The organism is Rhizobium sp. LjRoot30 (assembly GCF_964253915.1).
Classification (GTDB): domain Bacteria; phylum Pseudomonadota; class Alphaproteobacteria; order Rhizobiales; family Rhizobiaceae; genus Metarhizobium.
In genome coordinates this window covers 38,005-63,687 of record NZ_CAXUSG020000018.1, presented here as the reverse complement: position 1 = coordinate 63,687, position 25,683 = coordinate 38,005, and the positions used below count along the sequence as shown (strand labels likewise).

At 61.9% G+C, this 25,683-nt stretch carries 28 protein-coding genes and 1 pseudogene; 27 read left to right on the top strand and 2 right to left on the bottom strand.

What is annotated here, in order from left to right; translation table 11 throughout:
• The first annotated feature begins 32 nt into the window (after window positions 1-32).
• From ACSQ3I_RS24960 to ACSQ3I_RS24945, 4 genes are all read left to right on the top strand, one after another.
• Window positions 33-449, top strand: coding sequence for a hypothetical protein (locus tag ACSQ3I_RS24960; protein ID WP_062425008.1), 417 nt, complete (start codon window positions 33-35; stop codon window positions 447-449).
• Window positions 442-1,086: a hypothetical protein gene (locus tag ACSQ3I_RS24955; protein WP_062425009.1), complete on the top strand. Its 645-nt coding sequence runs from the start codon at window positions 442-444 to the stop codon at window positions 1,084-1,086. Before ACSQ3I_RS24960 ends, ACSQ3I_RS24955 begins: the two co-directional genes overlap by 8 nt.
• A gap of 204 nt (window positions 1,087-1,290) precedes the next feature.
• Window positions 1,291-1,554, top strand: a complete 264-nt coding sequence (locus tag ACSQ3I_RS24950; RefSeq protein ID WP_156379279.1) for a YjhX family toxin — start codon at window positions 1,291-1,293, stop codon at window positions 1,552-1,554.
• Window position 1,555: 1 nt separating this feature from the next.
• The gene (locus tag ACSQ3I_RS24945) at window positions 1,556-2,056 is read left to right on the top strand and encodes a GNAT family N-acetyltransferase (RefSeq protein WP_062425010.1); all 501 of its coding nucleotides are present in this window, start codon (window positions 1,556-1,558) and stop codon (window positions 2,054-2,056) included.
• Between the two features lie 223 nt (window positions 2,057-2,279).
• Here the strand turns inward: ACSQ3I_RS24945 and ACSQ3I_RS24940 are convergent, their stop codons facing one another.
• A complete protein-coding gene (locus ACSQ3I_RS24940; RefSeq protein ID WP_062425011.1) occupies window positions 2,280-2,816 on the bottom strand; it encodes a TetR/AcrR family transcriptional regulator in 537 nt (178 codons plus the stop codon).
• 87 nt (window positions 2,817-2,903) lie between these two features.
• Here ACSQ3I_RS24940 and ACSQ3I_RS24935 point away from each other — a divergent pair, with 87 nt between their 5' ends.
• The 5 genes from ACSQ3I_RS24935 (at window position 2,904) to ACSQ3I_RS24915 (ending at window position 11,854) form a co-directional block, all read left to right on the top strand.
• The gene (locus tag ACSQ3I_RS24935; RefSeq protein ID WP_062425012.1) at window positions 2,904-4,424 is read left to right on the top strand and encodes an MFS transporter; all 1,521 of its coding nucleotides are present in this window, start codon (window positions 2,904-2,906) and stop codon (window positions 4,422-4,424) included.
• Window positions 4,425-4,622: 198 nt separating this feature from the next.
• Window positions 4,623-5,045: an antirestriction protein gene (locus ACSQ3I_RS24930; protein WP_062425013.1), complete on the top strand. Its 423-nt coding sequence runs from the start codon at window positions 4,623-4,625 to the stop codon at window positions 5,043-5,045.
• 158 nt (window positions 5,046-5,203) lie between these two features.
• Window positions 5,204-9,556, top strand: a complete 4,353-nt coding sequence (locus ACSQ3I_RS24925; protein ID WP_062425014.1) for a strawberry notch family protein — start codon at window positions 5,204-5,206, stop codon at window positions 9,554-9,556.
• Window positions 9,557-10,594, top strand: coding sequence for a DUF7146 domain-containing protein (locus ACSQ3I_RS24920; RefSeq protein WP_062425015.1), 1,038 nt, complete (start codon window positions 9,557-9,559; stop codon window positions 10,592-10,594).
• Between the two features lie 324 nt (window positions 10,595-10,918).
• Window positions 10,919-11,854 carry a DUF2493 domain-containing protein gene (locus tag ACSQ3I_RS24915; protein ID WP_062425060.1) on the top strand — a complete coding sequence of 312 codons (936 nt, stop codon included), beginning with the start codon at window positions 10,919-10,921 and terminating at the stop codon, window positions 11,852-11,854.
• A 60-nt stretch (window positions 11,855-11,914) separates the two neighbouring features.
• On the opposite strand, the gene ACSQ3I_RS24910 is transcribed toward ACSQ3I_RS24915, so the two are convergent.
• Window positions 11,915-12,526, bottom strand: coding sequence for a GNAT family N-acetyltransferase (locus tag ACSQ3I_RS24910; protein WP_062425061.1), 612 nt, complete (start codon window positions 12,524-12,526; stop codon window positions 11,915-11,917).
• 374 nt (window positions 12,527-12,900) lie between these two features.
• On the opposite strand from ACSQ3I_RS24910, the gene ACSQ3I_RS24905 reads away from it, so the two are divergent.
• The 18 genes and pseudogenes from ACSQ3I_RS24905 to ACSQ3I_RS24820 all read left to right on the top strand — a co-directional run.
• Complete coding sequence (locus tag ACSQ3I_RS24905; protein ID WP_062425016.1) at window positions 12,901-13,317, top strand: hypothetical protein; 417 nt, start codon at window positions 12,901-12,903, stop codon at window positions 13,315-13,317.
• A 690-nt stretch (window positions 13,318-14,007) separates the two neighbouring features.
• Window positions 14,008-14,409, top strand: a complete 402-nt coding sequence (locus ACSQ3I_RS24900) for a single-stranded DNA-binding protein (protein ID WP_062425017.1) — start codon at window positions 14,008-14,010, stop codon at window positions 14,407-14,409.
• Between the two features lie 204 nt (window positions 14,410-14,613).
• Window positions 14,614-14,865 (top strand): helix-turn-helix domain-containing protein, encoded by a 252-nt coding sequence (locus ACSQ3I_RS24895; RefSeq protein ID WP_062425018.1) that lies wholly within the window; start codon window positions 14,614-14,616, stop codon window positions 14,863-14,865.
• A 113-nt stretch (window positions 14,866-14,978) separates the two neighbouring features.
• A complete protein-coding gene (locus ACSQ3I_RS24890) occupies window positions 14,979-15,242 on the top strand; it encodes a DNA -binding domain-containing protein (protein ID WP_062425019.1) in 264 nt (87 codons plus the stop codon).
• A gap of 115 nt (window positions 15,243-15,357) precedes the next feature.
• On the top strand, window positions 15,358-15,603 hold the full coding sequence (locus ACSQ3I_RS24885; protein ID WP_225244829.1) for a transcriptional regulator domain-containing protein: 246 nt from the start codon (window positions 15,358-15,360) through the stop codon (window positions 15,601-15,603).
• Between the two features lie 40 nt (window positions 15,604-15,643).
• Window positions 15,644-16,126: a DUF2285 domain-containing protein gene (locus ACSQ3I_RS24880; RefSeq protein ID WP_225244830.1), complete on the top strand. Its 483-nt coding sequence runs from the start codon at window positions 15,644-15,646 to the stop codon at window positions 16,124-16,126.
• A gap of 134 nt (window positions 16,127-16,260) precedes the next feature.
• A complete protein-coding gene (locus ACSQ3I_RS24875) occupies window positions 16,261-16,542 on the top strand; it encodes a helix-turn-helix transcriptional regulator (RefSeq protein WP_062425021.1) in 282 nt (93 codons plus the stop codon).
• A gap of 20 nt (window positions 16,543-16,562) precedes the next feature.
• On the top strand, window positions 16,563-17,723 hold the full coding sequence (locus tag ACSQ3I_RS24870) for a replication initiator protein A (RefSeq protein WP_082546386.1): 1,161 nt from the start codon (window positions 16,563-16,565) through the stop codon (window positions 17,721-17,723).
• Entirely contained in the window at window positions 17,720-18,358 is a 639-nt protein-coding gene (gene parA, locus ACSQ3I_RS24865; RefSeq protein ID WP_062425023.1) for a ParA family partition ATPase, read from the top strand. The genes ACSQ3I_RS24870 and parA overlap by 4 nt, the downstream gene beginning before the upstream one ends.
• Window positions 18,355-18,609, top strand: a complete 255-nt coding sequence (locus ACSQ3I_RS24860; protein ID WP_062425024.1) for a hypothetical protein — start codon at window positions 18,355-18,357, stop codon at window positions 18,607-18,609. Before parA ends, ACSQ3I_RS24860 begins: the two co-directional genes overlap by 4 nt.
• Window positions 18,606-19,127, top strand: a complete 522-nt coding sequence (locus tag ACSQ3I_RS24855) for a DUF2840 domain-containing protein (RefSeq protein ID WP_062425025.1) — start codon at window positions 18,606-18,608, stop codon at window positions 19,125-19,127. Before ACSQ3I_RS24860 ends, ACSQ3I_RS24855 begins: the two co-directional genes overlap by 4 nt.
• On the top strand, window positions 19,124-19,669 hold the full coding sequence (locus ACSQ3I_RS24850) for a S26 family signal peptidase (RefSeq protein WP_062425026.1): 546 nt from the start codon (window positions 19,124-19,126) through the stop codon (window positions 19,667-19,669). The genes ACSQ3I_RS24855 and ACSQ3I_RS24850 overlap by 4 nt, the downstream gene beginning before the upstream one ends.
• 68 nt (window positions 19,670-19,737) lie before the next feature.
• Window positions 19,738-20,076, top strand: coding sequence for a DUF736 domain-containing protein (locus tag ACSQ3I_RS24845; protein ID WP_062425027.1), 339 nt, complete (start codon window positions 19,738-19,740; stop codon window positions 20,074-20,076).
• A gap of 3 nt (window positions 20,077-20,079) precedes the next feature.
• Window positions 20,080-20,865, top strand: a complete 786-nt coding sequence (locus ACSQ3I_RS24840) for a lytic transglycosylase domain-containing protein (protein WP_062425028.1) — start codon at window positions 20,080-20,082, stop codon at window positions 20,863-20,865.
• A gap of 247 nt (window positions 20,866-21,112) precedes the next feature.
• A complete protein-coding gene (locus ACSQ3I_RS24835) occupies window positions 21,113-22,873 on the top strand; it encodes a relaxase/mobilization nuclease domain-containing protein (protein WP_062425029.1) in 1,761 nt (586 codons plus the stop codon).
• A 31-nt stretch (window positions 22,874-22,904) separates the two neighbouring features.
• Window positions 22,905-24,896, top strand: coding sequence for a conjugal transfer protein TraG (locus tag ACSQ3I_RS24830; RefSeq protein WP_062425030.1), 1,992 nt, complete (start codon window positions 22,905-22,907; stop codon window positions 24,894-24,896).
• Between the two features lie 2 nt (window positions 24,897-24,898).
• Entirely contained in the window at window positions 24,899-25,315 is a 417-nt protein-coding gene (locus tag ACSQ3I_RS24825; RefSeq protein WP_062425031.1) for a ribbon-helix-helix protein, CopG family, read from the top strand.
• An 86-nt stretch (window positions 25,316-25,401) separates the two neighbouring features.
• Window positions 25,402-25,536 (top strand): annotated as a pseudogene (locus ACSQ3I_RS24820) (DUF930 domain-containing protein); the annotation flags it as partial.
• Window positions 25,537-25,683: the final 147 nt, after the last annotated feature.

Sequence of the window (25,683 nt, the reverse complement as noted above, 5' to 3'; positions counted from 1 at the left end):
CGCGCCGGGCGTTTTTGTTTCAGGAGCCCGACATGGCCGACTATTTCACCCATTTCTCCTGCCTGCTCAATGTCGGAACACCCGACAATGCGGCGCACGCGCTCGATCTCTATAATCGCCTGTCCGAGGATGGCGCCTCCGAGGATCCGCCGTCCAACGGCTTCTTGCTGTCCATCCAGCCCGAGCATGGCGGAACGCAGCTCTGGATGCGCGATGACGTGACCGGCGATCCCGAACGCCTCACCCAATTCGTCAAGCTTTGCGCCACGGAATTCCGGCTGACCGGCAGATGGGGTTTTCAGTACGCAAATACCTGCTCGAAAGCTCGTATCAACGCTTTCGGCGGCGGTGCGCATGTGATGGATCTGGCAACCGGGGAAACGATCGCCTGGACTTACACCGATGGCTGGCTCGCGGAAGTCCTCGACGGAGGTGATTCCAATGCCTGAGATCATCGAAACAACCGTCTATCGCCTACATGAGTTGTCCGATGCCGCAAAGGACAAAGCACGCGCTTGGTATCGGGAAGCCTCCGGCGACGATGATTGGCACGAGTTCGTCTTCGAGGATTTCGAGGCGATCTGCACCATTCTCGGTGTGCGGCTGAAAACCCGCCCGTTACGGCTTCATGGCGGCGGCACCCGACAGAAGCCTTGCATCTGGTTTCGCGGGTTCTGGAGCCAGGGTGACGGAGCTTGCTATGAAGCCTTCTATTCCTATCAGAAGGTAGCGCCGCGCCAGATTCGGGGCCATGCGCCGAAGGACTACGAACTGCACCGTATCGCGGAAGCGCTGCAGGCGATCCAGCAACGCAACTTCTTCCAGCTCAACGCCGAGGCCAGCCACCACGGTCACTACTACCACGAACATTGCATGTCGATTTCGGTCGAGCGCGACAGCCCGACTTATCAGGACAAGACGACCGATGCGGAGGAGACCGTGACCGAACTTCTGCGCGATCTTGCCCGCTGGCTCTACCGCCAGCTCGAACGCGAATACGAGCACCATCTGTCTGACGCAGTTGTCGATGAAATGCTCACTATCAACGGCCACACATTCACAAAGTCAGGCGATCGTTTTGAATGATCGGCTGAGTCAACGCTTGCCACAATTGCGACGGGCCCCTATTCGGTATTCGTGCTGAGCGTGTATCTGCTGCTCAGACAACGGAGACTGGATGTCAGAGCTTGTGTGATAAGGCTCTCTGAAAATCAGAGAGCCTCGTGAAATTCTAAGCCGCCGGGCGCTCACGCGCCAGGGCGTTTTTTCACATCTATACACGAGCCTATTATGAACATCTCTCGAAATGACCCACGTGCTCTGCGCGCTCTCGCCCTTCGCGGCCATATTCTGCGTGAACGCGACCGCGGCCCAAAGATTAAGACCGTTGGCTGCTTTGTTCGCGACGGGATAATCCTTGCCGACTATGGCCCAGCTACATTCTCCCGACTGCGGCGAAAAAGCTTTATCGAAGCCAGATCAGGCCAGCCTTATCGTATCTCCAGACGTGGTCTCATCGCCGTGCGCTCTCAACTCGACAATCAGGGAGTCTGACATGCAGATCCGTAACGAAATTACAGGCGACACGCCGGCAGTCAGCCAGCTTGTCACTGAAGCGTTCGGGACGCTTCCGCAATCAAGCGGCACCGAGGCGAATATCGTCGAGGCACTGCGGGCGCAGGGTGCGCTCACCCTTTCGCTTGTCGCCGAGGACGACGGTGAAGTGATCGGTTACCTGGCCGCCTCAGCCGCACGGATCGGGATGCAGAACGGCTGGGCGCTACTCGGTCCGCTTGCCGTTTTACCGTCGAGGCATCGCCAAGGCATCGGCACGGCCCTTATAGCCGAAGCTTTACTGCGACTTCGGGCAACCAGCAGGGGCGCCGCATTGGTGGGTGATCCCGGCTACTACGGCAGGTTCGGTTTTCGGACTTTCATTGACCTGTGCGTCGTCGGTTGCCCTCCCGAGTTTGTTCAGGCCTTGCCATTCGACGGCGTTGAGCCGCGTGGTGAACTGATCCATCACTCGGCATTCGGTCTGAACCAGCAGGGATGACACAAGGTTGGGCTGCATTTCCCGAGAGGTGCAGCCCGGCCCCTATCGTCGCAGACGGCGAATGCGACAGTGCTCGAACCGTCCTTCCGTTATTTTCCGATGCCGGCGGGAGCTTACCGCTCTGTTGCGTCGCGTATACGAAAAAAGCGGATGTCCGCTCTGATGCAGAAACAGCAACCGACAGATCAACTTCTCATAGCTTGCAATCGAGCTCCAGAGGCGCTCACCCAGCCAAGCGCGCCAGAATTGCTTCGACATCGTCGAGAAAGTCTGTCCAGGTGCCGTCCTCGTCAATGCCATTCATGCGCATGAGGAACAGCCCCTCCACCGCAAGAAAGGCCACACGCGCCGCCTGTGCATCCGGTGACGCTCCCGAAAGCCGGCGAAAAATCCCGAGATACCAGTCGCGTGTTTCACTAAGGTTCACCGGATCCTCCAGGTAGCTGACCAAAAGCCCGGCCACCTTGGCATTCATTGCTTGCTGTGAAGCTCTGGTCGCCGCGATGTAGCGTCTGACGAACGTGACCGGGTCCTCGGCAGCGTCGTCCCCCAGCATCGCGTCGAATTGGCTGGTCCAGCGATCAATTACAGCGCGCACCAGGTCGTCCTTGGTAGCGAAGGAATATTGCACCCCGCCTTTGGAAATCCCCGCCGCCTGTGCAAGGGCGCCGATGGTCAGCGCTGACCCGCCGCCACTACACACAATCTCTTCGGCTAAATCCAGCAACCTGTCGCGGCTGATCGTCGGTTTCCTGCCCATCGGTCCTCTGCCTGCTCACTCGCCTATTGAAATCCATACGTATGTATTTATATCGGAGCCTGCAACAGAATTCTAGGTGAATAGACTATGGCCGCCCTTCAACCCGATCCGAAACGCTGGCTGGTGCTGCTGGCCGTAATGCTAGCCTTTCTGCCAGTGGCGTTGGACATGACCATCCTTCATGTCGCGGTGCCAACGCTGACTCAAGCACTGGGTGCTTCCAGCACCCAGGTACTGTGGATCATCGACATCTATCCGCTGCTGATGGCCGGGCTTCTGGTTCCGATGGGGACGTTGGCAGACAAGGTTGGCAATCGCCGCATCCTCTTGACCGGGCTTACAATCTTTGGTGTTGCCTCGGCATTGGCGGCTTTCGCGCCGAATGCACCCATGTTGATCGCGGCGCGGATGCTGCTGGCGCTTGGTGGTTCGATGATCATGCCGTGCGTGCTCGGCATCATCCGCCGCACGTTTGATGATGAGTCTGAGCGCGGTCTGGCCCTTGGCCTCTGGGGAACAGTCGGCGCCGCGGGCGCGGCGGTGGGTCCGCTGATCGGTGGCGCACTGCTGGAGCACTTCTGGTGGGGCTCGGTTTTTCTCATCAACATTCCGGTGATGCTGGTCGTTGCCCCCGCCTGCTGGTTCCTTTTACCCCGGCGTGAGGAAACCAGTCCTGGCCACTGGGCAATCGGGCAAGCGCTCTTGCTGATCGTCGGAATGATCTCGGTAGTCTATGCAATCAAGGCAGGGTTCGGTGCCAAGCAGCCGCCGGCGGTGGCTCTGCTGGTGCTGGTCTTCGGTGTCGTTCTGCTTGTGCTCTTTGCCCAAAAGCAGCTGCGCACGGCTCAACCGATGCTGGATCTGTCACTATTCGCGCACCCGTTCATTGTCGCGGGCATGGTCATGGCGATGGTTGCCAGCGGAGCGTTGGCCGGGGTCGAGCTGACCTTGGCGCAAGAACTGCAATACGTGCTCGACAAGACACCGCTTCAGGCAGGGATCTTCATGATCCCGATTATGGCTGCCGCAGCGGTGGGCGGGCCGTTCGCGGGCTGGCTGTCGGGCCGGTTCGGGCTGAGACCCGTGGCCTGCCTTTCGATGGCGATCTCGGCACTGGCGCTGGCCTGGCTCGCAGTCAGGGATTTTCACACGCCGGGGCTGATCGTGCCGGCACTGCTGGCAATTCTGGGGCTGGCGCTAAGTATCGGTCTGACGTCTTCCTCAATCGCGATCATGGGATCTGTCGAGGCCAGCAAGGCCGGCGCAGGGGGATCGCTGGAGGCCACAGGCTATGAGCTTGGTACCGGCCTCGGGATCACACTGTTCGGAGTGTTCATGTCGGCCGTTTACGAGCGCAACTTCGAACTGCATTCGGAAATACCGGAGGGTCTAGCCCAACAGGCCGCGCGCTCCATCGGTGACAGCTATTTGGTGGCCCATCAGCTTGTGGCAGATCAGGGGAGCGAAGTGATCGCGGCGGGGAAAGCTGCGTTTTCAATGACCCATTCGGTACTGCTGATGACTGCCGCGGTGTTGATCGGAATGCTGGCGGTGCTGGTATTCTTTCTTCTTGCGGGGTCCCGAAAGGTCGCCAGCAGACATCATTGAAGCGTAGGCAGCCAACAGCCACCGCATTGAGCAAGCAAGTTCGAGTGGCAGCAATGGGCGGCCAAAATTGACCCAAGCTTCTGCGTGAGGGCAACAGCCTTAAGAGGAAGAGGACTTTGGAAGGGGGTCGAGTCCGTGCGGTCGAGAGAGAGCGCCGCCGGAACTTTACCCTTCCGACTCTCTGGAGGCATCAACCCCATGTCCTTATCCGATACCGCAGTACGCCTTGCTACACTCGTCCCTGAGCGCCGCCGTCAAACCTTCCTCCCAACGATGTTCGGCACTCGGCACCTGATCATCGCAGAGAACACCCTCTACAATCTCATGGGCTGGCTCAGTCCGCAGGATTACGGCGGGGGTCTCTGGGACTTCTACGAACAGGAGGGCATGCCCCTCTATCTTGTGCCAACCTCCAGGCCCCGCTACCGGATCGTCTGTGAGACGAACGGCTACGAGGGCGAAGTCCCCGCCGAGGCAGCCGGCATCATCGCCACGCTGTTCACCTTCTCCCATCTCTCGTTCAAGTACCAATCCGATCTTCTGGTCGAGGGGTATGACCGCCTCTATGCATATGCTGCGGATCATTCCGAGGCGTCCGAAATTTTTCAGGCCATCGACTGAGCATACTGAGCGCCCCGCCTCACGGCCGGGCGCTTTTTTCATGTCGGCCACGGCCGTTCCTTTCAGAGGAAGAGGAAGGCCGGGACGGGTTTGAGCCAGTGCGGTCGAGAGAGAGCGCTGCGCGGCTCGATCCGTTCCCGCTCTCCGAGGTTCCTCCCATGACCCACGCTTCCGTCGCCGCACCGCTTCCGGCGGCCCCGATCATCCCTGCCGTCGATACCGGCTCCGCCATCCATCAGGCCGGGCTTCTCCTTCTCCCCTATCTCGAGCGCGGCCAGCGCGTCGACGCCGCCACGCTGCGCGGCGCGATGGAAACCGCCTTCGGCGCGTCCGACGCAACCGGCGCCTGGAACTGGAAGACCGCCTATGAGGCCTGTGAGGCCGCGATCGTCCTCTTCTTGCGCAAATACGGAAAGGCACTTTTCCGCAAAGCCGGTTCTCAGGCGGCCAGCCTGCCGCTGCTGACGAAGATCGCCGGGCTTCTCCCCACCCACACGCGCCGCTCGGAAGAAAGCCAGACCTTCCAGCAGTTCTCGACGCCGATCCCGCTCGGACTGATCGCAGCGACGGCCGCCGCCATCACGCCCTCCGACCGCATTCTGGAACCCTCCGCAGGCACCGGCCTGCTCGCCATCCTGGCCGAGATCGCCGGCGGATCGCTCGTCCTCAACGAGCTGGCCGACACCCGCGCCGACCTTCTCTCCCACCTCTTTCCGGCCATTGCTCTCAGCCGTTTCGATGCGGCACAGATCCACGATCATCTCGACCCCGCGCTCGTTCCGACCGTCGTGCTGATGAACCCGCCATTCTCGGTGATGGCCAATGTCTCCGGCCGCATGGCAGAGGCCGCCTATCGTCACGTCGCCTCGGCGCTGGCGCGTCTGGCTGACGGCGGGCGGCTGGTGACAATCACCGGATCGAGTTTCGCACCCGACACGCCGGCCTGGCGCGACGCCTTCATCCGGCTTCAGGAACACGGCCGCGTGGTGTTCACCGCCTCCATCGACGGCTCCGTCTATGCCAAGCATGGCACCACCATCGACACGCGCCTGACGGTCATCGACAAATTGCCCGCCGACGACCCGGCCGCGTTTCCGGCTTCGCCGGGGATCGCGCCCGATGTCGCCACACTGATCGGCTGGATCGCGGAGCATGTGCCCACGCGCCTGCCGTTTGATGCCTCCGTCGCCGTTCCTGCCGCCACAACCGCCGATGCACCGCGCTCGGTTCGCGGCTATCTGGCACGCGCAGCCGCTTCCAGCCCCGCTCGCAGCCTCTCCGAACCGGAAGGCGTCGAACTCGCCTACGAGACCCTCGACTGGACCGCTGCCGAGGACGGCCGGATCACCGATGCGATTTATGAAGAATACGGATTGCAGGCAATCCGTATTCCCGGATCTCAGGCCCATCCCACCAAACTGGTGCAGTCGGCGGCCATGTCCAGCGTCGCGCCGCCGAAGCCGAGCTATCGTCCACGCCTCCCGGCCAGCATCGCCGCCGATGGCATCCTGTCCGACGCCCAGCTCGAAACCGTCATCTATGCCGGCGAGGCCCATGCCGACTTCCTCGCCGGATCATGGACGCTGGACGAGACCTTCGATCTCGTCTCCGCAGCAGCCGAAGATGCCGCAAACGCCGTGCGCTTCCGTCGCGGTTTTATGCTTGGCGACGGCACCGGCGCCGGTAAAGGTCGACAATCGGCGGGGATCATCCTCGACAACTGGATGCAGGGCCGCCGCAAGGCCGTCTGGATCTCCAAGTCCGACAAGCTCCTGGAAGACGCGCAACGAGACTGGTCGGCGCTCGGCATGGAGCGCCTGCTGGTCACGCCTTTGTCACGCTTCCCGCAGGGCAAGAACATTCGGCTACCGGAAGGCATCCTGTTTACGACCTATGCCACGCTACGCTCCGACGAGCGCGGGGAGAAGGTTTCGCGCGTCCGGCAAATCGTCGAATGGTTGGGCTCCGACTTCGATGGAGTGATCATTTTCGACGAAAGCCACGCCATGCAGAACGCCGCAGGCGGCAAGGTAGAACGTGGTGATGTCGCCGCGTCGCAGCAGGGTCGCGCCGGGCTTCGCCTCCAGCACGCCCTGCCGAACGCGCGCGTCGTCTATGTCTCCGCGACCGGCGCGACCACCGTCCACAATCTCGCCTATGCCCAGCGGCTCGGCCTTTGGGGCGGCGAGGACTTCCCGTTCTCGACTAGGGCGGAATTCGTCGAGGCCATCGAAGCAGGCGGCGTTGCCGCCATGGAGGTTCTCGCCCGCGATCTTCGGGCGCTCGGTCTCTACACGGCCCGCTCGCTCTCCTACGATGGCGTCGAATACGAGCTGGTTGAGCACCAGCTCACGCCGGAACAGACCCGCATATACGACGCTTATGCTGGCGCCTTCGCCGTCATCCATAACAATCTCGACGCCGCGATGCAGGCCGCCAACATCACCGGCGGCGACAGCGGTTCCGGCACCCTGAACCGGCAGGCCAAGTCCGCCGCCCGCTCGGCCTTTGAATCCGCCAAGCAGCGGTTCTTCGGCCATCTGCTCACCAGCATGAAGACGCCGACGCTGATCCGTTCGATCGAACGCGATCTGGCGGACGGCCATGCCGCCGTGATCCAGATCGTGTCAACGGGCGAGGCCCTGATGGAACGCAGGCTGGCCGAGCTGCCGACCGAGGAGTGGAACGACGTCCGCGTGGACATCACTCCGAGGGAATACGTCCTGGACTACCTTGCCCATTCCTTCCCGGTGCAGCTCTACGAACCCTTCACCGACAGCGAGGGCAATATGTCGTCGCGTCCGGTCTTTCGCGATGGCCAGCCCGTCGAGAGCCGCGAAGCCGTCGCCCGCCGCGACCGGCTGATCGAGAAGCTGGCCTCCCTGCCTCCCGTCCCGGGCGCGCTCGACCAGATCGTCCAGCGCTTCGGAACCGACATCGTGGCCGAAGTGACGGGGCGTTCGCGGCGGATCGTCCGAAGGGCTAGCCCCGGCGGTGTCGATCGCCTCGCCGTCGAGAACCGTGCCGCATCCGCCAACCTGGCGGAAACCGCCGCTTTCATGGACGACCAGAAACACATCCTGATCTTCTCGGACGCGGGCGGCACAGGTCGAAGCTACCACGCCGATCTCAACGCGAGGAACCAGCGGCTGCGTGTCCATTATCTCCTCGAACCCGGCTGGAAGGCCGACGCCGCGATTCAGGGGTTGGGCCGCACCAACCGGACCAATCAGGCGCAACCGCCACTGTTCCGGCCGATCTCGACCGACGTGAAGGCGGAAAAGCGGTTCCTCTCGACGATCGCCCGCCGCCTCGACACGCTGGGCGCGATCACGCGCGGCCAGCGCCAGACCGGCGGTCAGGGCCTGTTCCGGCCCGAGGACAATCTGGAATCGCATTATGCCCGCGACGCTCTGCGCCAGCTCTATCTCCTGCTGGTGCGTGGCAAGGTCGAAGGCTGCTCGCTCCAGATGTTCGAGGACGCCACCGGCCTCAAGCTGATGGACGACACCGGCATCAAGGACGAGCTGCCGCCAATCACCACCTTCCTCAACCGCCTGCTGGCGCTGACCATCGACCTGCAGGGCGTCCTGTTCACGGCCTTCGAGCAATTGCTGAACGCCAAGATCGAGGGTGCCATCGCGTCCGGCAGCTATGATGTCGGGCTGGAAACGCTGCGGGCGGAAAGCTTCGTCGTCACCGACCGCCAGACCATCCATGTCCATCCCGGCACCGGCGCCGAGGCCCGCTTGCTCACCATCACGCAGCGCGAGCGCAACCGTCCGGTCACGCTCACCGAGGCGCTCGACCTGGCTGCCGATCCTCGGGCGAAGCTGCTGATCAATGAACGGTCGGGCCGCGCCGCCGTCCAGATCCCGACCACCAGCGTCATGCTGGACGACGGCGAGATTGAACGGCGCGTCCGGCTGATCCGGCCGATGGAGGCGCATAACATTCCGGTCAAGATGATGGGCGAGACCCATTGGATCGAGGTAGACCAGACCGTGTTCGCATCGGCCTGGAACGCCGAGATCGCGGAGGTTCCTGAGTTCGTCGACAGCACCATCCACGTCGTCAGCGGCCTCCTGCTGCCGATCTGGAAGCGCCTGCCGAATGACTCGACGCGGGTGTACCGGCTCCAGACCGATGACGGTGAGCGCATCGTCGGCCGCCGCGTCTCGCCCGCCTGGGTCGCGGGTGCCATGGCCACCGGTACATCGACACTGACGCCGGACGACGCCTTCGTGGCGCTGGTGGACGGCAAGACCATCCTAGATCTCACCGAGGGGCTTCAGCTTCGGCGCAGCCGCGTCATGGGCGCCAACCGCATCGAACTGTCGGGCTTCACCGACGTCATGCGCGACCGACTTCACGCCTATGGGCTGTTCCACGAGATCATCTCGTGGAAGCTGCGGATGTTCATCCCCACAGATGCATCCGGCCCGGCCATCCTCGCCAAGGTGCTGGAACGCTATCCCGTTCAGCGCATCGGCGAACGGGAGGCCGCATAGATGGCTCGCCATGACGCCTCCGAACTTGCACACCGCCTCGGCCGAGAGGCCGAGGCGGTGTGCAAACACTATCTGTCGAACGGCCATCGCGCCGGGCGATACTGGGTGGTCGGCAATGCGCAGAACAGTCCGGGCCGTTCGATGTTCGTGCGACTGACCGGTCCGGAATCGGGCAAGGGTGCCGCGGGCAAATACACTGACGCCGCAACCGGCGAACATGGCGATCTGCTCGACATCATCCGTGAGAGCTGCGGCCTCGTCGACTTCAAGGACGTTGCCGAAGAAGCCCGTTCCTTCCTTAGCCTGCCAAGGCACGAGCCTGATCCCGCTCCCAAACCCCGTTCGGGGACGGCACCGACCGGATCGCCGGAAGCAGCACGGCGTCTGTTTGCGATGGCACAGCCGATTTCCCGGACAGTCGTGGAAACGCACTTACGGAAACGTGCGATTACGGCTTTGCACGATACCGGAAGCCTCCGCTTCCACCCCCGCTGCTACTATCGGCCCGAAGGCGGCGGACCGACCGAGACATGGCCCGCGATGATCGCTGCCGTCACCGACCTTGGCGGCATCCAGACCGGCGCGCATCGCACCTGGCTCCTGCCCGATGGCAGCGAGAAAGCCCCTGTCGAAACACCTCGGCGGGCGATGGGCAATCTCTTGGGGCACGGCGTCCGCTTCGGTATGGCGCAGGACGTCCTGGCGGCCGGCGAAGGGATCGAAACCGTGCTATCGGCACGCTCAGGTCTTCCCAATATGCCGATGTTGGCGGCGCTCTCTGCCGCTCACCTTGCCGCCATCCTGTTCCCCACGACGCTGCGGAGGCTCTATATCGTGCGCGATTCCGATCCGGCAGGCGATGGCGCGCGAGACAGCCTGGTCGAACGGGCGAGAAGCGTCGGGATCGAGGCGGTTGTCCTGTCATCAATGCTCGGAGACTTCAATGAGGATTTGCGCCAGCTCGGCATCGATGCTCTGCGCGCGGCCTTGCGAGTTCAGGTCGCGCCTGAAGACGTCGACCGTTTTCTGGCAGCGTGAGAACGCGTCGGTGGTGCCGGGGTTAAGGCCTACGGCCGCCCGAAACCTGCCGTATCCGGTCAGGATGTCCGCTCAATGGTCGCAAGAGCCGCAGCCCACGGCCTTCTGAGAGGGCGATCGGCCGTCAAACGGGCCGGAAAGGCAATGGCGGCGCCCGGCTATTTTCCGCCGGCGGGCAAGCCCGCCTTTGCAGCGCGAAGCAAAATAGCCTGACTTTGCCATCAGGCCCATCGCTGCGCTCCGGGTGCCAGTCCGGCCCGCTCGACGGCTTTCGTCGCCACGAAGGCCGCGATGGGCGCGGTCGATCCGACAAGGGCGAACACCATGATGACCGACTACGATGACGCAGGCTTCGAGCCGCCGCACACCTCATCCCCTACCGATCACATCCTCACCGAACTCCAACTCTACGGCTACCGTCCGTTTCAGGATGAACCCGACCCAAGGCCGCTTCCCGAAGGCAATGCCGTCGCCGGCGCCGTCGCCGACATCTTCGACGCCCTGATCGTCACCCTCGGCGACACCCGCCTCGAACCCGACCTTGACGAGCTTCTCTGGTCGACCGTCAATCTCTTCCACCGCGCCACCGCCCGGATCGAACGCGAACTCGACGATAACGAGCAGGCACAACGTCGCGGCCAGAGGGAACAGGACGGCTCGGAGGTGAAATCGGTCGAGCTGGAGCGCTTGACGGCAGAGGGGCAGACCTTCCTTGAGCGGCGCAACAGCATGGAACTCTTCCGCGACGTCGCCGCCGAGCAATTCGAGCGCCACACCGGATCGGCCTGGCGGCCGCGCTCCGGATCGATGGTCAACCATCGCAACCTGACCTCAGCAATGATCGACAGCCGGGACTTCCTCGCCGCCAAGCGCCGGGCTGAAACCGAGGTGATGCTGCCAGCCGGTCCCAAGGTCGCCTTCACGGGCGGTCTCGACTTCAACGATCACCGCATGATTTGGGTCAAGCTCGATCAGGTCCACGCCAAGCACCCCGATATGGTGCTGCTGCACGGGGGATCACCGAAGGGCGCCGAGCTGATCGCGGCAAAATGGGCCGACAATCGCAAAGTTCCGCAGGTTGCCTTCAAGCCCGACTGGACGAAGCATGCGAAGGCTGCGCCATTCAAGCGCAACGACGCCATGCTCAACGTCCTGCCCGTGGGCGTCATGGTCTTTGCCGGTACGGGTATTCAGGAGAACCTCGCGGACAAGGCCCGCAAGCTTGGTATTCCGGTCATGAAGTTCGACGGCGGCGCGTAAAGCGCCGCCTGTCATCAAGCGCCTCGTTTGACCGCAACGCCGCCGGTCATCGAGGCCAGATTAGCCGACGGTCTTTATCATCGTCGTCGTAGACCGAAATCCGAATACAGGTTTCAGAGCGCTCATCGAAACGTGGGATCGCGCCTCGAAGCCTCGCGACTGATAGAGAACCCGCGCCCTGGGGTTCTCGTCGATCACGTCCAGGCGAACCTGCTTCAATCCGTTCGCCACGGCACGACGCTCTATCGCTTCGAGCAACGCCGACCCGACACCAAGGCTGCGAGCTTCCGGACGCACAAAGATTCCGTCCATCAACAGCGTGCCGGGCTCGCACTTTCGTTCCAGAATGCCAATCAGCCAGCCTCGAGCGACACTGCCGAGCCAGCCATAGACCTTGGCCATTTCCTCCAAACCACCACCGACAAAGGCGCCAGCCGGTGTCTTGAAGCCAGCAACGCCCAGAAAGGCACCGTCCCGTGAAACCGCACTGATGGCATGGTCGGCGTCGAAAACCCGTTCAAGAAAGACAAGGGCCTTGTTCTCTGGGCCTAGCGGATAGCGGAGTTTACGCGAGAAGGCCTCCCAGTAGCCCGCCGCGGCAATCGCTCGGTGCTCTGTCCGGAGGCCATCTCTGATGGTGTAGCTCGCGCCGGAATCGCCAGCATTGATCATCGCCTTCTCCATATCGCTACATCACAAAGATAAGCGCGCTTTTCGGCATTTCCATAAAAACGTCTTGGTGGATGTAACAAAGCGCTAGAATTATATTCTGTCGTCCTCTGATTTGCGGAAATCACGAATTGATAGCAGCCGGGCGCTTTCCGTTTCAGGCTCTGCGAGCCGCTCGAACGCCAAGTAAATACCCAAACTTCTCGGGTCAGACAGTCACCGACATTCCGGTGAAGCAAGCACTAGCACTTGACGGCGACCTACTGATCTGGCTCAACTAGCGACTTATTGAAGCAACGGTAATTGGCATAGTCGCAGGCGGAGCGTATCCTCGGGTAGCCTGTCGTGATCACTCAATCGATCATGTGGAGGTTTCCATGACGCTGATCCTGCTCGCCATCTCCCTCTCGATCGCGCTCTGCGTGATTGCCTTCAATTTTGCTATCTACGCCTTGCCATTTATGGTCGGGCTCACGGCATTTCAGCATGTCTATGGAACAGGAGGCGGTTTCCTGATGTCGGGCTTCGCAGCCACCGTCGCCGCGCTGCTCTCAATCGGATTAGTCATCGCCGTTCTGGCCTTCGCGAAAAATCCGGCCCTGCGGCTCGTCGCGCTTGCGATCTTCGCCGTCCCTGCCGCCATCGCTGGCTACGCGCTCGTTTACGGCATCACCAAGAATGCGATCGACTCGACCATCGCCCTCAACTTGCTTGGTGGCGCGGGCGGCCTGTTCATCGGTATTGCGGCCATGCTGAACCTCAATGCCATCGGGGAAAGCGCCCTTTCACGCTGATCTCCAACTTGAGCAGGCACAAGCTCTCCAGGGACCAGCCCCAACGGCAATGGCCGCCGGGCTCTCCGGCTCCCGTTCAAAGCCGAACCGCATAATTTTCCGTCGAAGCTGCCTGTCGCATCAGATGGTCTTCTCGGCCCGCAGACGACAACTCGGTCGACGCCAATCTGTGAGGCGACAGCATCGTCAGGCTGTTTGTCGCCATGTTCGTGGCGGGCTGCGGTGGCGATCCAGAACCTCTCCCGTTGCCCATATCCTCCGTGCAGCCGGTAGCGTCAATGATGCAGTCCTTCTGCCACACCAATGCCAGCCTCTGTCTCCGGGAACCATGCCCTCCGTAAGAAGAGACACGGCGCGAAAAGCATCGTGTGGAACTTCTCCCCAGTAACGCAGGTCAGATACTGGTCACGCCACCAGATTGCCGGGAAACACGAAGGTTCTGCACATTGCTCCGAGGCAAGCTTCGCCGAAGGACATATCCCTCCGACTGACTGATCCCCTAAGCCCGTTCTGTTTCCACCAGCAACCCCCGCAGCTCCGTACCGAGTTGGCGCAAAGCGCCTGCCCGCACCACTCCGGGCCTTGGGGGTCAAGTCTCCGCTGAAGCGTCGATGCCAGAGTCTCCCGACGGGACTTGGCCGGGTCTCGTCGGAGGGACGGTCCCTCGGACGGAAGCAACGGAGCACTAAAATGCAGAACATCGTCATTCTCGCCGGCAACATCGGTCAGACCCCAGAAACCCGCTCGACCCAGGGCGGCACCAAGATCACCCACTTCACCCTCGCCACCTCGCGTCCCCGCTACTCCGAAGGCAAGGTCGTCCGCGACGAAAACGGCCACCGGGTTCAGGACACCGAATGGCACCGCATCACCGCATTCAACGGCCTCGGCAAGACCATCGACGAACATTGCAGCACGGGAATGAAGGTTCTGGTCCGCGGCCGCATCCATTACACCAAATGGACCGACCAACAGGGCGTCGATCGCTACGGCTGCGAAATCATCGCCGAGACAGTAGACTTCCTTAGCCGGGTGAAGCAGACCGAAAACAGCGAAGGCAAGTTCATTGACGACGAGGACATCCCGTTCTGAGCGGGAGCCGGAGAGCCCGGCGGCAAGAGCCGCCGGGCTTCTTTTTTACCTCGTATTGCGCTGTTGCCGCGAACGAATCACTCCCTGCACATTCCCGGACTTTGCTGCGCAGAACAGCGATTTCAGGTCGCCTTTCTGGAAAACTACGACTATAATAGCCGTAGTTCTGGCGTGAAGGACTGAGCTGGTGGGAGGTGATCATGCATGATCACCGCCCGACAAACACGGGCCGCGCGCGCATTGCTCGGCTGGACGCAGGAGATGCTCGCGGACAAGGCCAAAGTATCGCTGACCGCGCTTAAGCGCATGGAGTCGGCGATAGGAATGCGCGTGTTCGAAAGCACCAGCGATCAGATACGCAGGGCGCTCGAAGCCGAAGGCATTGTCTTCATAAATTCGGGGCGCAACGAAGGAGTGATGATTGTCGATGGGCAGGAATCTGCGAAACGTGGCTAGCTTTGATTGCCGTCGTCTTACTGGCGCCGCAGAGACCTTTTTTTGCGTCACATTATCGTGATACCAATCCAATTCAAATATCAACCTAAATAAAGAGCACAGCAGCGCTCTCGATGACGAAACTCGATTATATCGATCAAGCCCCTGAAGGCCCAGCGCTCACCGAGTATGACCGCCAGCACATTAAACTCTATATGCGACTCCTCGATGCCGAGAACGACGGCGCCTCCTGGCAGGAAGCCGTCGAAATCCTCTTTCAAATCTGCCCTGACAGCGAACCCGAGCGGGCACGTCGTGTTCATGACAGCCACCTCGCTCGCGCTCACTGGATGACCCAGCACGGCTACCGCCAGTTACGCCGTGGGTTGCCGAATTAGCTGGGGCCGTTGCCGCAACGACAACACCTGTTGCTCTTTCCTGATCTATGCAGGCTCTCTAATCCCCGCAATCAATTCCGGCAGACGTGTATTCAGTCAGTACGGGAAGTTGTTAATGGTACCCGATACAAGAGAATGGCGGACATCAACGCAATATGACTTCATGGACGAGGTCGATGCCAACAATCTTGCATGGGAGTGCTTGCGCCGTAGCCCCCTCTATCAGAAGGACTTCCTAGCGTCTGTCGGTTCAGCAAAGCAACCTCATGAGGTTGCACGCATTTCTTCCGGGTGGGGGTTGCGATTTCCTTGCGCGGCCCAGCCTAACCGGTCTCCAACAAAACGTCTTCTGGACGGCTGAAACCAACACTAGCGCCCTGCATATTGGGCCATCGCCAGAGATGGTCCTTACCGATCCGCGTTTTTCGTCGGATCTGCATCCTTCAAGTTCACAGCCTGCTATCGACGGACTGCACTTGTCTTACGAAGCCGGCACAGGACACATACATCTGATCCTGCTTGATAGCCTTCAGCCCGGCCAACCGATCAGCGCCCACGTTCCCCTTGATGCCGTAGGCCTCGACAGGATCGACGCTCTGTCTCGACTATGGCGAAAGCTACACGGCCACAAGGTGCCACCCGACACCCGGATGACCGCTCAGCAGCGCCGCCGACTGAAAAACATGCTGCGCGCCGTCGATGGTCGCATGAACCACGCCGACTATCGCGAAATTGCCGAAGTCATTTTCGGAGTCGAACGGGTCGCGGCCGAACCTTGGAAAACATCCGCTTTACGCGACGCGGTCCTTGATCTGGTCAAGGATGGCTTCGCCATGATCAATGGCGGATATCGCAAGCTCTTACGCCACCGCCGCCGCAACTGACCTTTATCACGACCCGGGGTGTGCGATTTTGGCCACCTCAAGTTCGCACTCCCCCCAGCCAATTGTTCTCCGCCATCGTGGCCCTCGTCCACCGCCGAACACCGGCGGCTCCAGAGAACCCCACGGAGGCCACCATGAAATCCGATCTTGCGACACTCCCGCCCCGCTTCCTTCGCACCAAGGAAGCCGCCGAGTTTCTCAGTCTCTCAGCTCGCACGCTGGAAAAGCATCGCACCTACGGAACGGGGCCCTCCTATCGCAAGTTAGGCGGTCGCGTCGTTTACGCCATTGATGAGCTGCAGGCCTGGGCCGGGCGCGGTGCCGTCACGTCGACGTCCGATCCACGCGGCAGCGTCCTTCCGGCCAAGCGCCATGAGACCACGCCGGCAGTCCATGCCAGCCGTCACGCCCGCTGATCCACGCGGTTCCCCTCATCATGACGGCGCGACATCGCCCATCCCCGGAGCGCGGACAGCTCGATCTGTTTCACGCACTCCCCGGCGACTTCGCTCCAAGAGACGCGCAGGATCTCATGGCCTATCCGTTTTTCTCCCTCTCAAAATCTCACCGAATCGCGCCAATCGATTTCGTCGCCGGTAGCGTTTCGATCCGGGTCGAAGCCGTTCCCGATCATGGCATGGCCACGATCTGGGATGCGGACATCCTGATCTGGGCCGCGAGCCAGATCGTTGAAGCCCGCGACAAGGGCCTGCGCACCTCGCGCCTCATGGCGGCCACACCCTACGAAATCCTCAATTTTATCGGTCGTGGCGTCTCGCTTCGCGATTACCAGCGCCTGAAGGCAGCGCTGGATCGCTTGCAATCCACGACGGTCGCGACATCGATCCGCCAGCTGACCGAAGGGCGCCGCCATCGCTTCTCCTGGATCAACGAATGGCAGGAGCGCACCGACCGCTACGGCAAGCCCGCGGGCCTCGAACTGATCGTGCCTGACTGGTTCTATCGCGCAGTTCTCGACGACGCGCTCGTCCTCACGATCGACCGCACCTATTTCGATCTCACCGGCGGCCTTGACCGCTGGCTCTACCGCATCGTGCGCAAACATGGCGGGCATCAGCGCAATGGCTGGCGCTTCGACTTCCGACATCTCCATCAGAAGTCGGGCAGCCTGTCGCCATTCAAGCGCTTCGCCTTCGAGCTGCGCGACATCATCCGGCGCCAGCCATTGCCTGGCTACACGCTCTTCCTTGAGGCCGAAATCGGCGGTCGCAATCTGCTCGCCTTTGAGCCGTCACCGCCCTGTGGACAATCTGTGGATAGCCTCGTGCTATCAGGAACCCGACGTGTCGTGCTATCGGGAACCGGGGGCTCGTGCTATCGGGAACCCAAAACGGGCATAACCTACGACAATAAAACACAAAATCCGGCCCTTAACTTAGAGTCTAACCAAGAATCTAACTCTGAAGAGCGCGCGCGCGATGTGGAAAACATCGCTGACCGGCCTGAAAAAGCCAATAAATCAGTCCGAGAAAACTCCACCTCTGCTCCGGCTTTCCTTGAAGCCGGCCTTCTTGACCGGTCTTCTTCCGACAACCTGAAACTCTCCTTTGGCAAAGAGCCGGGAGGGGCGGAATGATTGTCGCGCTCCTCAATCAGAAAGGCGGCGTTGGAAAGACGACGCTCGCTCTACATCTCGCCGGTCAATGGGCGGCCAAAGGCAAGCGCGTCACCCTGATCGATGCCGATCCGCAGGGGTCGGCACTAGACTGGTCACAGCAGCGCTCACGCGAGGGCCTGCCACGCCTGTTTGGCATTGTAGGTCTTGCGCGTGACACGCTGCACCGGGAAGCGCCCGAGCTGGCCCGTGATGTCGATCATGTCATCATCGACGGTCCGCCCCGTGTCGCCGGGTTGATGCGCTCTGCTCTCCTCGCCGCCGATCTTGTGCTGATCCCGGTGCAACCATCGCCGCTCGACGGATGGGCTTCAGCCGAGATGCTGGCGCTTCTGAACGAGGCGCGCATCTATCGCCCGCAGCTGGTCGCCCGCTTCGTCCTCAACCGCTGCGGCGCCCGCACCGTCATCGCCCGTGAGACGGCCGAGACGCTTGCGGATCACGATCCGCCCTTGCTGACTTCGACCGTCGGCCAGCGTGTCGCCTTCGCCGACATGGCGCAGTCTGGCCGCCTGGTCATCGAAGCCAACCATGACAGCACGGCCGCCCGCGAGATCGCAGCCCTCGCCGCCGAAGTGCGGAGGTTGGCGCCATGACCGGCCAGCCCCGCAAGCGTAGCTTTGCAGCGCGTCCTGCTGATCCGGAAAGCTGGATCAAGTCGCTGGAAGCGACGCCGTCTCTACCGTCTCGCGACGCTGGCTTTACCGCCCGACTGACCATCGACATCACGCCCGAGCTGCGCGGGCGCATCAAGATCACCGCATTCGAGCGCGGTACAACCGTCACGGAAATGCTGCGCGATCTGCTCGCGCGCGAATTCCCGCCACCTTCAGGAGATCCTTCATGACCGGCACTGCGGCCTCCCGCATGCGCGGCAGCGCAGTGCCGTTGCCCGTATCACCAGACCACCTGACCCACGTCGAACTGACGTGGATCGAAAAGAAGATCGAATACTGGATCAGGTTCGGCCAGCATACGCGCGAAACAATCCTTGATCGTCGTCGTCGTATCCTTTCGTTTCAGCCAGACACGATCTTCGCGTTCGTCCGCTGGGCTTCGAACGACTTCGGCACGATCATTTCGCGCATCGACATCGTGCGCGCAATTGCACCCGGTGAGGCCTATCAGACACTGCCCTTCGTGCGTCCCGGCGGCGACATTCTGCTGAAGATCGAAGGCTGGCCAAAAGTCGAGACTGTGCTGCACCTGGTCGACGCCATCGAGGCGATGGGCATCGCCCCTGCCGATGCAGCGCCCGACTATTGGCGGCACGTCCACAACCGCCTGACCGCCGGCCATCAACCGCGCGCTTACAGCCACGACCAGCATCGGGCCTGGTTGAAGCGCCGGAGGATCGCTCCATGACCCGCTTCGGCTACGTCATGACGACGTATTTCTCCGTGCTCGCCGTTGCTGGGCTGTCGTTCGTATCCAACGGGCCGAAGCTAATTTGGAACGCATCCGCCAGCGCGCCGATCGGCTTCTATACCGTCGAACCGGCCGATGGCCTCGATGTGACCGAACTGGTTGCGGTCGATGCGCCCGAACCGCTCGCCACCTTCCTGACAGATGGCGGCTATCTGCCGCGCGGAACGCCACTCCTGAAGCGCGTTCTGGGCCTGCCCGGACAGACCGTGTGCCGCATGAATCTCCTCATCACGGTCGATGACGTGGAGATGGGAACGGCGCTCGAACACGACCGCATTGGCCGACCACTGCCCGTCTGGCAGGGCTGCCGCGTGATCGCGGACAGCGAGATTTTCCTGATGAACTGGGAGGTGCCCGACAGCCTCGACGGTCGGTATTTCGGCTCGATTCCTTCCAGTTCGATCATCGGTCGCGCGGTTCCGCTGTGGACCGACAATGACGGCGAAGGCCGCTTCGAATGGCGGACGCCAACGCGGTGAGCGTCACGCCTTCGGCGCGCGTAACGCCCGCCGATCCCATCCCCACCGCACGATGAAAGGACATCGCCATGCCGCAAATCGGCGAATTCACGCGCGAAGAATTTGGTTTCACGGGCCGCATTCATACGCTCACCCTCTACCGTGAAATCACCATTCTCCCTGTCGAACCCTCGGAAGTGGAGAACGCACCGAACTACCGGGTCCACCATGGCGCTGACGACAATGCGCCAGAGATCGGGGCGGCCTGGACGGAGACCAGCGAGAAGGCCGGCGAGTATCTATCGCTGCTCATCGATGATCCGACCTTCCCACAGCCGATCCGCGCGCGCCTGTTCCAGAACGGCGCGGATGCAACCTCATGGTCCCTACACTGGAACCGTCCGCAAAAGCGCGGCGAACGGGAATAGATCATGCGAATCCTTCGTCCGAACCCCGTACCACTGATGTTAGCCTGGCGGCCTCGCGCTGCCCGGCGCATCATCCCTCTTCTCCTTTCCGGCCTCTGCCTTTCTGCAACGCCGTCGGTCGAGGTGCAGGCGCAAAGCGCCCCGCACATCAGGTCCTCAGTCGCCGATCCGCATGCCGGTTTCGTTACCGAAGCTTCGCAGCGTTTCGGCATCCCCGAGCACTGGATACGCGCCGTTCGCCGCGTCGAAAGCGCCGGCGATGTGCGCGCAATATCGTCTGCGGGCGCGATGGGCCTGATGCAGGTCATGCCTGATACCTGGGCGGAGCTGCGTATCCGTTATGGCCTCGGCCGTGACCCATACGATCCCCGCGACAACATCCTCGCAGGCACCGCTTATCTGCGCGAAATGCACGATCGCTACGGTTCGCCGGGATTTCTGGCGGCCTATAATGCCGGTCCCGGACGCTACGATGAATACCTCGCAGGCCGTCGCCTTCCGGCGGAAACCCGCGCCTATGTCGCGACCCTCGCGCCCCTTGTCGGTGGCGGTGAACTTGCACCGGCGACGCGAGGAAAAACCGTCGTCGCCACCTCCAATCCGAACGCATGGCGCCAAGCACCGCTCTTCGTCACGCCGTCTTTCAGCACTTCGGATGCAAGGCAACCGTCGCAAGCCGAGCACTCCAACGGCATGGCCGCTGCGCAGGCCGGGCACGCTGACCCCGCCGATGCACTGCAATCTGGCGACCTGTTTGTCGCTCGGCCCGGTGATGGAGACCGGCCATGAAGAGTCTCGTGGTCTGGCGCAGCGTGGCGTGGTCTGGAGAGGGCTGTGTGGAATTGGGGGGAGAGCAGGAAGGAACGACAGAAGGACGGCGAGATAAAAGGCCATGCCCGAAACTCTGTAAGTCTCTGACGAGACTGGCGTTTTTTCGTGCATGGCGGTCGGTCGCGTGCATGCTGCACGGTTTTTTCAAGCAATTTCAAGACCCCTTTATGCACGCCTCCTGCTTTTGGCTTGCGAGAGCTGCGTCATGAGCGAGGGCGACAGCGAATTCCGCGTCCGTCCTGGGCGCATCAAGAGCCCCCGTGCCGGCAAGCCAAAGAGCTTCATCAACCAGGTGCTGCGCGCCGCGAAGAAGTCTGGGCATGTCGCTTCGCCGTCGGCCTCCGGCAAGCGCGCTTCCGGTTATGGCCGCTCGACTTTCGGCCGCGGCCGCGGCAGCTTCAGCCGCAACCGTCTGTTCAGCTCTTCCCGCCGTGTCGTAGTGAAGGCCCGCGTCGTCCGCCATCAAGGCAAGTCGTTTCGCTCGGCGCCCCTGTCAGCCCACCTCTCCTACCTCAAGCGCGAGGGCGTGAGCCGGGACGGAGAGAAAGGCGTGATGTTTGACGCCGAGAACGAGCGCGCTGACGATCTCGCCTTCTCTGATCGGTGCAAAGACGACCGGCACCATTTCCGCTTCATCATCTCGCCTGAAGACGCGGCCGACATGACCGATCTGCGCGAGTTCACCCGTGACCTTGCGCGGCAGATGGAATCCGACCTCGGCACCAAACTCGACTGGGCGGCCGTCGATCACTGGAACACCGACAATCCCCACGTCCATCTTATCGTGCGCGGTGTCGACCAGACCGGCGCCGATCTGGTGATCTCACGCGATTATATCAGCCGCGGCCTGCGCTCCCGCGCCGAGGATCTGGTCTCCATCGAACTCGGCCCCAAACCCGAGCACGAGATCCGCAGCGCGCTGGAAAAGGAAGTCACGGCAGAACGCTGGACCCGCCTCGATGTCGAGATCCGCCTCGCCGCCGACGAAACCGGCTTGATCGATCTGCGGCCGGAGGCGCCCGGCGTGTCCGATCCATCGTTACGCCGTCTCATGGTCGGGCGACTTCAGCATCTGGAGAAGATGGGCCTCGCCGCGCCCGCCAGTCCCGGCGAATGGATGGTAGGCCTCGAGGCGGAAAAATCCCTGCGCGATCTCGGCATGCGCGGCGACATCATCAAAACCATGCACCGTGCCTTCACAGAGCGCGGACAGGATCGCGGTTTCACCGACTATGTGATCGATGGCACGGCAGGCTCGCCCGTCATGGGCCGGCTCGTGGATCGCGGCCTGCACGACGAACTCACCGGCGAAGCCTACGCCGTCATCGATGCCACCGACGGCCGCGCCCATCATGTACGCTTCCGCGGCATCGAGGCCTTCGAGCATTCCCCTGCCATCGGCGGCATCGTGGAAGTCAGGCGCTTCGGCGGCCCCGATGATGACCGCCCGACACTTGTGCTCGCCAACAGATCCGATCTCGACCTCAACCGGCAAATCACCGCGCCCGGCGCCACCTGGCTCGATCATCGCCTGGTCGAACGCGAGCCAATGCCCATGTCCGCCGGCGGCTTCGGAAGCGAGGTCCGCGAGGCGATGCAGGCACGCGCTGAGCATCTGGCCGAGGAAGGCCTCGCCCGCCGCCAAGATCAGCGTATCATCCTGCAGCGCGATCTTCTCAATACCCTGCGCCAGCGCGAGCTAGATGCCGTTGGGGCAAAGTTGGCCACCGAAACCGGGCTCGCCTTCCAGAAAGCGCAGGCCGGCGAGCACGTCACCGGCATCTACCGCCAGCGGCTCGCCCTCTCCTCCGGCCGCTTCGCCATGATCGACAACGGACTTGGCTTCCAGCTCGTCCCCTGGACCCCGCCGCTGGAAAAGAAACTCGGCCAGCACATCGTCGGCGTCGCCAAAAGCGGCGGAGGGATCGACTGGAGCCTCGGCCGCCAGCGCGCGCTTGGCCTGTGACCCTCAACCCCAACAGACAAGGACCACGATAATGTCCGCAACCAAAATCCTCTGGGGCCAAATACTCATCGTCTTCCTGATCGTGCTGTTCACCACCTGGGGAGCCACACAATATGTTGCCTGGCAGCTCGGGTTTCAGGCGCAGCTTGGGACACCCTGGTTCGCGTTCGGCGATATGCCCTTCTATTATCCGCCCGCCATCTTCTGGTGGTGGTACTTCTTCGACGCCTACGCCCCAGATATCTTCGCCAAAGGTGGCATGATCGCAGCATCCGGCGGCTTCATCGCTATCGCTGTCGCCATCGGCATGTCGGTATGGCGTGCCCGTGAAGCCAAGAACATCGAGACCTATGGTTCGGCACGATGGGCAAACCCACAGGAGATCAAGGCTGCGGGTTTGCTCAGCCCGGATGGCGTAGTGCTCGGCAAGCTCGACCGCGACTACATCCGCCACGATGGTCCGGAGCATGTGTTGTGCTTTGCGCCGACGCGATCCGGCAAGGGCGTCGGACTCGTCGTCCCGACCCTCCTGACCTGGCCGGGCTCAGTTGTCGTTCACGACATCAAGGGCGAGAACTGGCAGCTCACCGCCGGCTTCCGCTCAAAGCACGGCCGCGTGCTTCTGTTTGATCCGACCAACGTCAAATCAGCCGCCTACAATCCCCTGCTCGAGGTGCGCCGCGGCGAATGGGAAGTGCGCGACGTACAGAACGTCGCCGACGTGTTGGTCGATCCGGAAGGTTCGCTGGAAAAACGCAACCACTGGGAGAAGACAAGCCACTCGCTGCTGGTTGGTGCGATCCTCCACGTCCTCTATGCCGAGAAGGACAAGACGCTCGCCGGTGTCGCGGGATTCCTGTCCGACCCTAAGCGCCCGATCGAGACGACACTGGCGGCGATGATGACCACGCCGCATCTCCGCGAAAAAGGCCCGCATCCGGTCATCGCATCCACGGCGCGCGAGTTGCTCAACAAATCCGACAATGAACGTTCCGGCGTGTTGTCCACCGCCATGTCGTTCCTCGGCCTCTATCGCGATCCTGTTGTCGCCGAGGTGACAAGCCGCTGCGACTGGCGCATCGCGGACCTCATCGAGGACGACCGACCGGCCACGCTTTACCTAGTCGTGCCACCATCTGACATTTCGCGGACCAAGCCGCTCATCCGCCTTGTCCTTAACCAGATCGGGCGGCGCCTGACGGAAGACCTTCACACCAAGGAGCGTCGGCATCGCGTGCTGATGATGCTGGACGAATTTCCGGCCCTCGGCCGTCTCGACTTCTTCGAGAGCGCTCTGGCCTTCATGGCAGGCTATGGGCTCAAGGCATTCCTCATCGCCCAGTCGCTGAACCAAATCGAAAAGGCTTACGGCGCCAACAACTCGATCCTCGACAACTGCCATGTGCGTGTCTCCTTCGCCACCAACGACGAACGGACGGCGAAGCGCGTCTCCGATGCGCTCGGCACCGCCACCGAGATGAAGGCGATGAAGAACTATGCCGGGCATCGCCTATCGCCCTGGCTCGGGCATCTGATGGTCTCGCGCTCGGAAACCGCGCGCCAGCTCCTCACTCCTGGCGAGATCATGCAGCTCCCGCCCGACGATGAAATCGTCATGCTGGCGGCAACGCCGCCCGTTCGGGCGAAGAAGGCCCGATACTACGAGGACAGACGCTTCAACGAGCGCGTATTGCCCCCACCCGATCCGGCCAAGACCCGACGAACCACCCGTAAAGACGCCTGGACGGAATTGAAACCGCAAGCGCCGGATGCTCGTCTGCTCGCTGAAATCCAGAAGACGGAAAAGGATGCCGCCAACAGCGGACTGCGCCGCGAGCCGGAACTGCCGGATCACGTCGCCATCGTCAAAGAGACGAGAGATCCGAACCCGTCCGAGGAATTTTCTGTCCTACTAGATGACGAACCGGAAGACGCCGCCCGCCAGCGCCAGGTTCTGCGCCGGCAGATGACCGGCATCGCCCGGCAGGTGTCGATGAACCCCAACGACAATATGGATCTGTGACCATGCGTGACCGCCTTAACCTCACCTTGCCTGTAGAGATGATCGAGCAGATCAGAGACCTGTCTGAGCGCAAGAGCATCTCGCGCTCAGCGATCGTCGAAGCGGCCGTTGCGTCCTTTCTTTCACCCGACAACGCCGACCGGCGCGAGGCCGCTTTCGCGCGCCGCATGGACAGACTTTCCAGGCAGGTCCAGCGGATCGAACGCGACCTTGGCGTCACCGCCGAAACCGTGGCGCTGTTCGTTCGCTTCTGGCTGACCATCACACCGCCCTTGCCAAGCGATGCGCACGCTGCCGCTCAGGCCAAAGGCCGGGAACGCTACGAGGGCTTCATCGAGACCCTCGGCGTGCGCCTTCAGAAGGGACAGAGCTTTCTGCGTGAAATTCCCGATGATGTTGCCGGTGATGTCCCTGAATGACAGAAGCTAACTCAGCATTCGTGGGAAAGCCGTCCCGCAAGTTGTCAGAGAAGGTCCTTGCTGGCCCGTGAGGCCGAAAGGCGAAGAAGGAGCTTCGGCCGGATCGCGCCGTAGCCTATGCAATGGCGGACCCTAAAGTGGCGAGGAACGCCTTTTCGGCGGGGAGCGCGGCGTTGCACAGAAGGCGGGATTGGTTCGAGCTAAAACTAGATGCGAACTGACCCCAGAATGGTTGACCACAGCCTTCCCGATGAGGGCGCATCGCTCGATTGAGTTTCTGGTGTCGCAGGTTTTGGGATTTTCGCGACAGATTCCAAGATGATGGCGCTACGTCGCTGATGTTCTAGAAAATATCGTTGTCTGCACAC

Coding starts and splice junctions, on each gene's coding strand:
- ACSQ3I_RS24960 (WP_062425008.1), top strand. CDS start 33: ATGGCCGACTATTTCACCCATTTCTCCTGCCTGCTCAATGTCGGAACA.
- ACSQ3I_RS24955 (WP_062425009.1), top strand. CDS start 442: ATGCCTGAGATCATCGAAACAACCGTCTATCGCCTACATGAGTTGTCC.
- ACSQ3I_RS24950 (WP_156379279.1), top strand. CDS start 1,291: ATGAACATCTCTCGAAATGACCCACGTGCTCTGCGCGCTCTCGCCCTT.
- ACSQ3I_RS24945 (WP_062425010.1), top strand. CDS start 1,556: ATGCAGATCCGTAACGAAATTACAGGCGACACGCCGGCAGTCAGCCAG.
- ACSQ3I_RS24940 (WP_062425011.1), bottom strand. CDS start 2,816: ATGGGCAGGAAACCGACGATCAGCCGCGACAGGTTGCTGGATTTAGCC.
- ACSQ3I_RS24935 (WP_062425012.1), top strand. CDS start 2,904: ATGGCCGCCCTTCAACCCGATCCGAAACGCTGGCTGGTGCTGCTGGCC.
- ACSQ3I_RS24930 (WP_062425013.1), top strand. CDS start 4,623: ATGTCCTTATCCGATACCGCAGTACGCCTTGCTACACTCGTCCCTGAG.
- ACSQ3I_RS24925 (WP_062425014.1), top strand. CDS start 5,204: ATGACCCACGCTTCCGTCGCCGCACCGCTTCCGGCGGCCCCGATCATC.
- ACSQ3I_RS24920 (WP_062425015.1), top strand. CDS start 9,557: ATGGCTCGCCATGACGCCTCCGAACTTGCACACCGCCTCGGCCGAGAG.
- ACSQ3I_RS24915 (WP_062425060.1), top strand. CDS start 10,919: ATGATGACCGACTACGATGACGCAGGCTTCGAGCCGCCGCACACCTCA.
- ACSQ3I_RS24910 (WP_062425061.1), bottom strand. CDS start 12,526: ATGATCAATGCTGGCGATTCCGGCGCGAGCTACACCATCAGAGATGGC.
- ACSQ3I_RS24905 (WP_062425016.1), top strand. CDS start 12,901: ATGACGCTGATCCTGCTCGCCATCTCCCTCTCGATCGCGCTCTGCGTG.
- ACSQ3I_RS24900 (WP_062425017.1), top strand. CDS start 14,008: ATGCAGAACATCGTCATTCTCGCCGGCAACATCGGTCAGACCCCAGAA.
- ACSQ3I_RS24895 (WP_062425018.1), top strand. CDS start 14,614: ATGATCACCGCCCGACAAACACGGGCCGCGCGCGCATTGCTCGGCTGG.
- ACSQ3I_RS24890 (WP_062425019.1), top strand. CDS start 14,979: ATGACGAAACTCGATTATATCGATCAAGCCCCTGAAGGCCCAGCGCTC.
- ACSQ3I_RS24885 (WP_225244829.1), top strand. CDS start 15,358: ATGGTACCCGATACAAGAGAATGGCGGACATCAACGCAATATGACTTC.
- ACSQ3I_RS24880 (WP_225244830.1), top strand. CDS start 15,644: ATGGTCCTTACCGATCCGCGTTTTTCGTCGGATCTGCATCCTTCAAGT.
- ACSQ3I_RS24875 (WP_062425021.1), top strand. CDS start 16,261: ATGAAATCCGATCTTGCGACACTCCCGCCCCGCTTCCTTCGCACCAAG.
- ACSQ3I_RS24870 (WP_082546386.1), top strand. CDS start 16,563: ATGACGGCGCGACATCGCCCATCCCCGGAGCGCGGACAGCTCGATCTG.
- parA (WP_062425023.1), top strand. CDS start 17,720: ATGATTGTCGCGCTCCTCAATCAGAAAGGCGGCGTTGGAAAGACGACG.
- ACSQ3I_RS24860 (WP_062425024.1), top strand. CDS start 18,355: ATGACCGGCCAGCCCCGCAAGCGTAGCTTTGCAGCGCGTCCTGCTGAT.
- ACSQ3I_RS24855 (WP_062425025.1), top strand. CDS start 18,606: ATGACCGGCACTGCGGCCTCCCGCATGCGCGGCAGCGCAGTGCCGTTG.
- ACSQ3I_RS24850 (WP_062425026.1), top strand. CDS start 19,124: ATGACCCGCTTCGGCTACGTCATGACGACGTATTTCTCCGTGCTCGCC.
- ACSQ3I_RS24845 (WP_062425027.1), top strand. CDS start 19,738: ATGCCGCAAATCGGCGAATTCACGCGCGAAGAATTTGGTTTCACGGGC.
- ACSQ3I_RS24840 (WP_062425028.1), top strand. CDS start 20,080: ATGCGAATCCTTCGTCCGAACCCCGTACCACTGATGTTAGCCTGGCGG.
- ACSQ3I_RS24835 (WP_062425029.1), top strand. CDS start 21,113: ATGAGCGAGGGCGACAGCGAATTCCGCGTCCGTCCTGGGCGCATCAAG.
- ACSQ3I_RS24830 (WP_062425030.1), top strand. CDS start 22,905: ATGTCCGCAACCAAAATCCTCTGGGGCCAAATACTCATCGTCTTCCTG.
- ACSQ3I_RS24825 (WP_062425031.1), top strand. CDS start 24,899: ATGCGTGACCGCCTTAACCTCACCTTGCCTGTAGAGATGATCGAGCAG.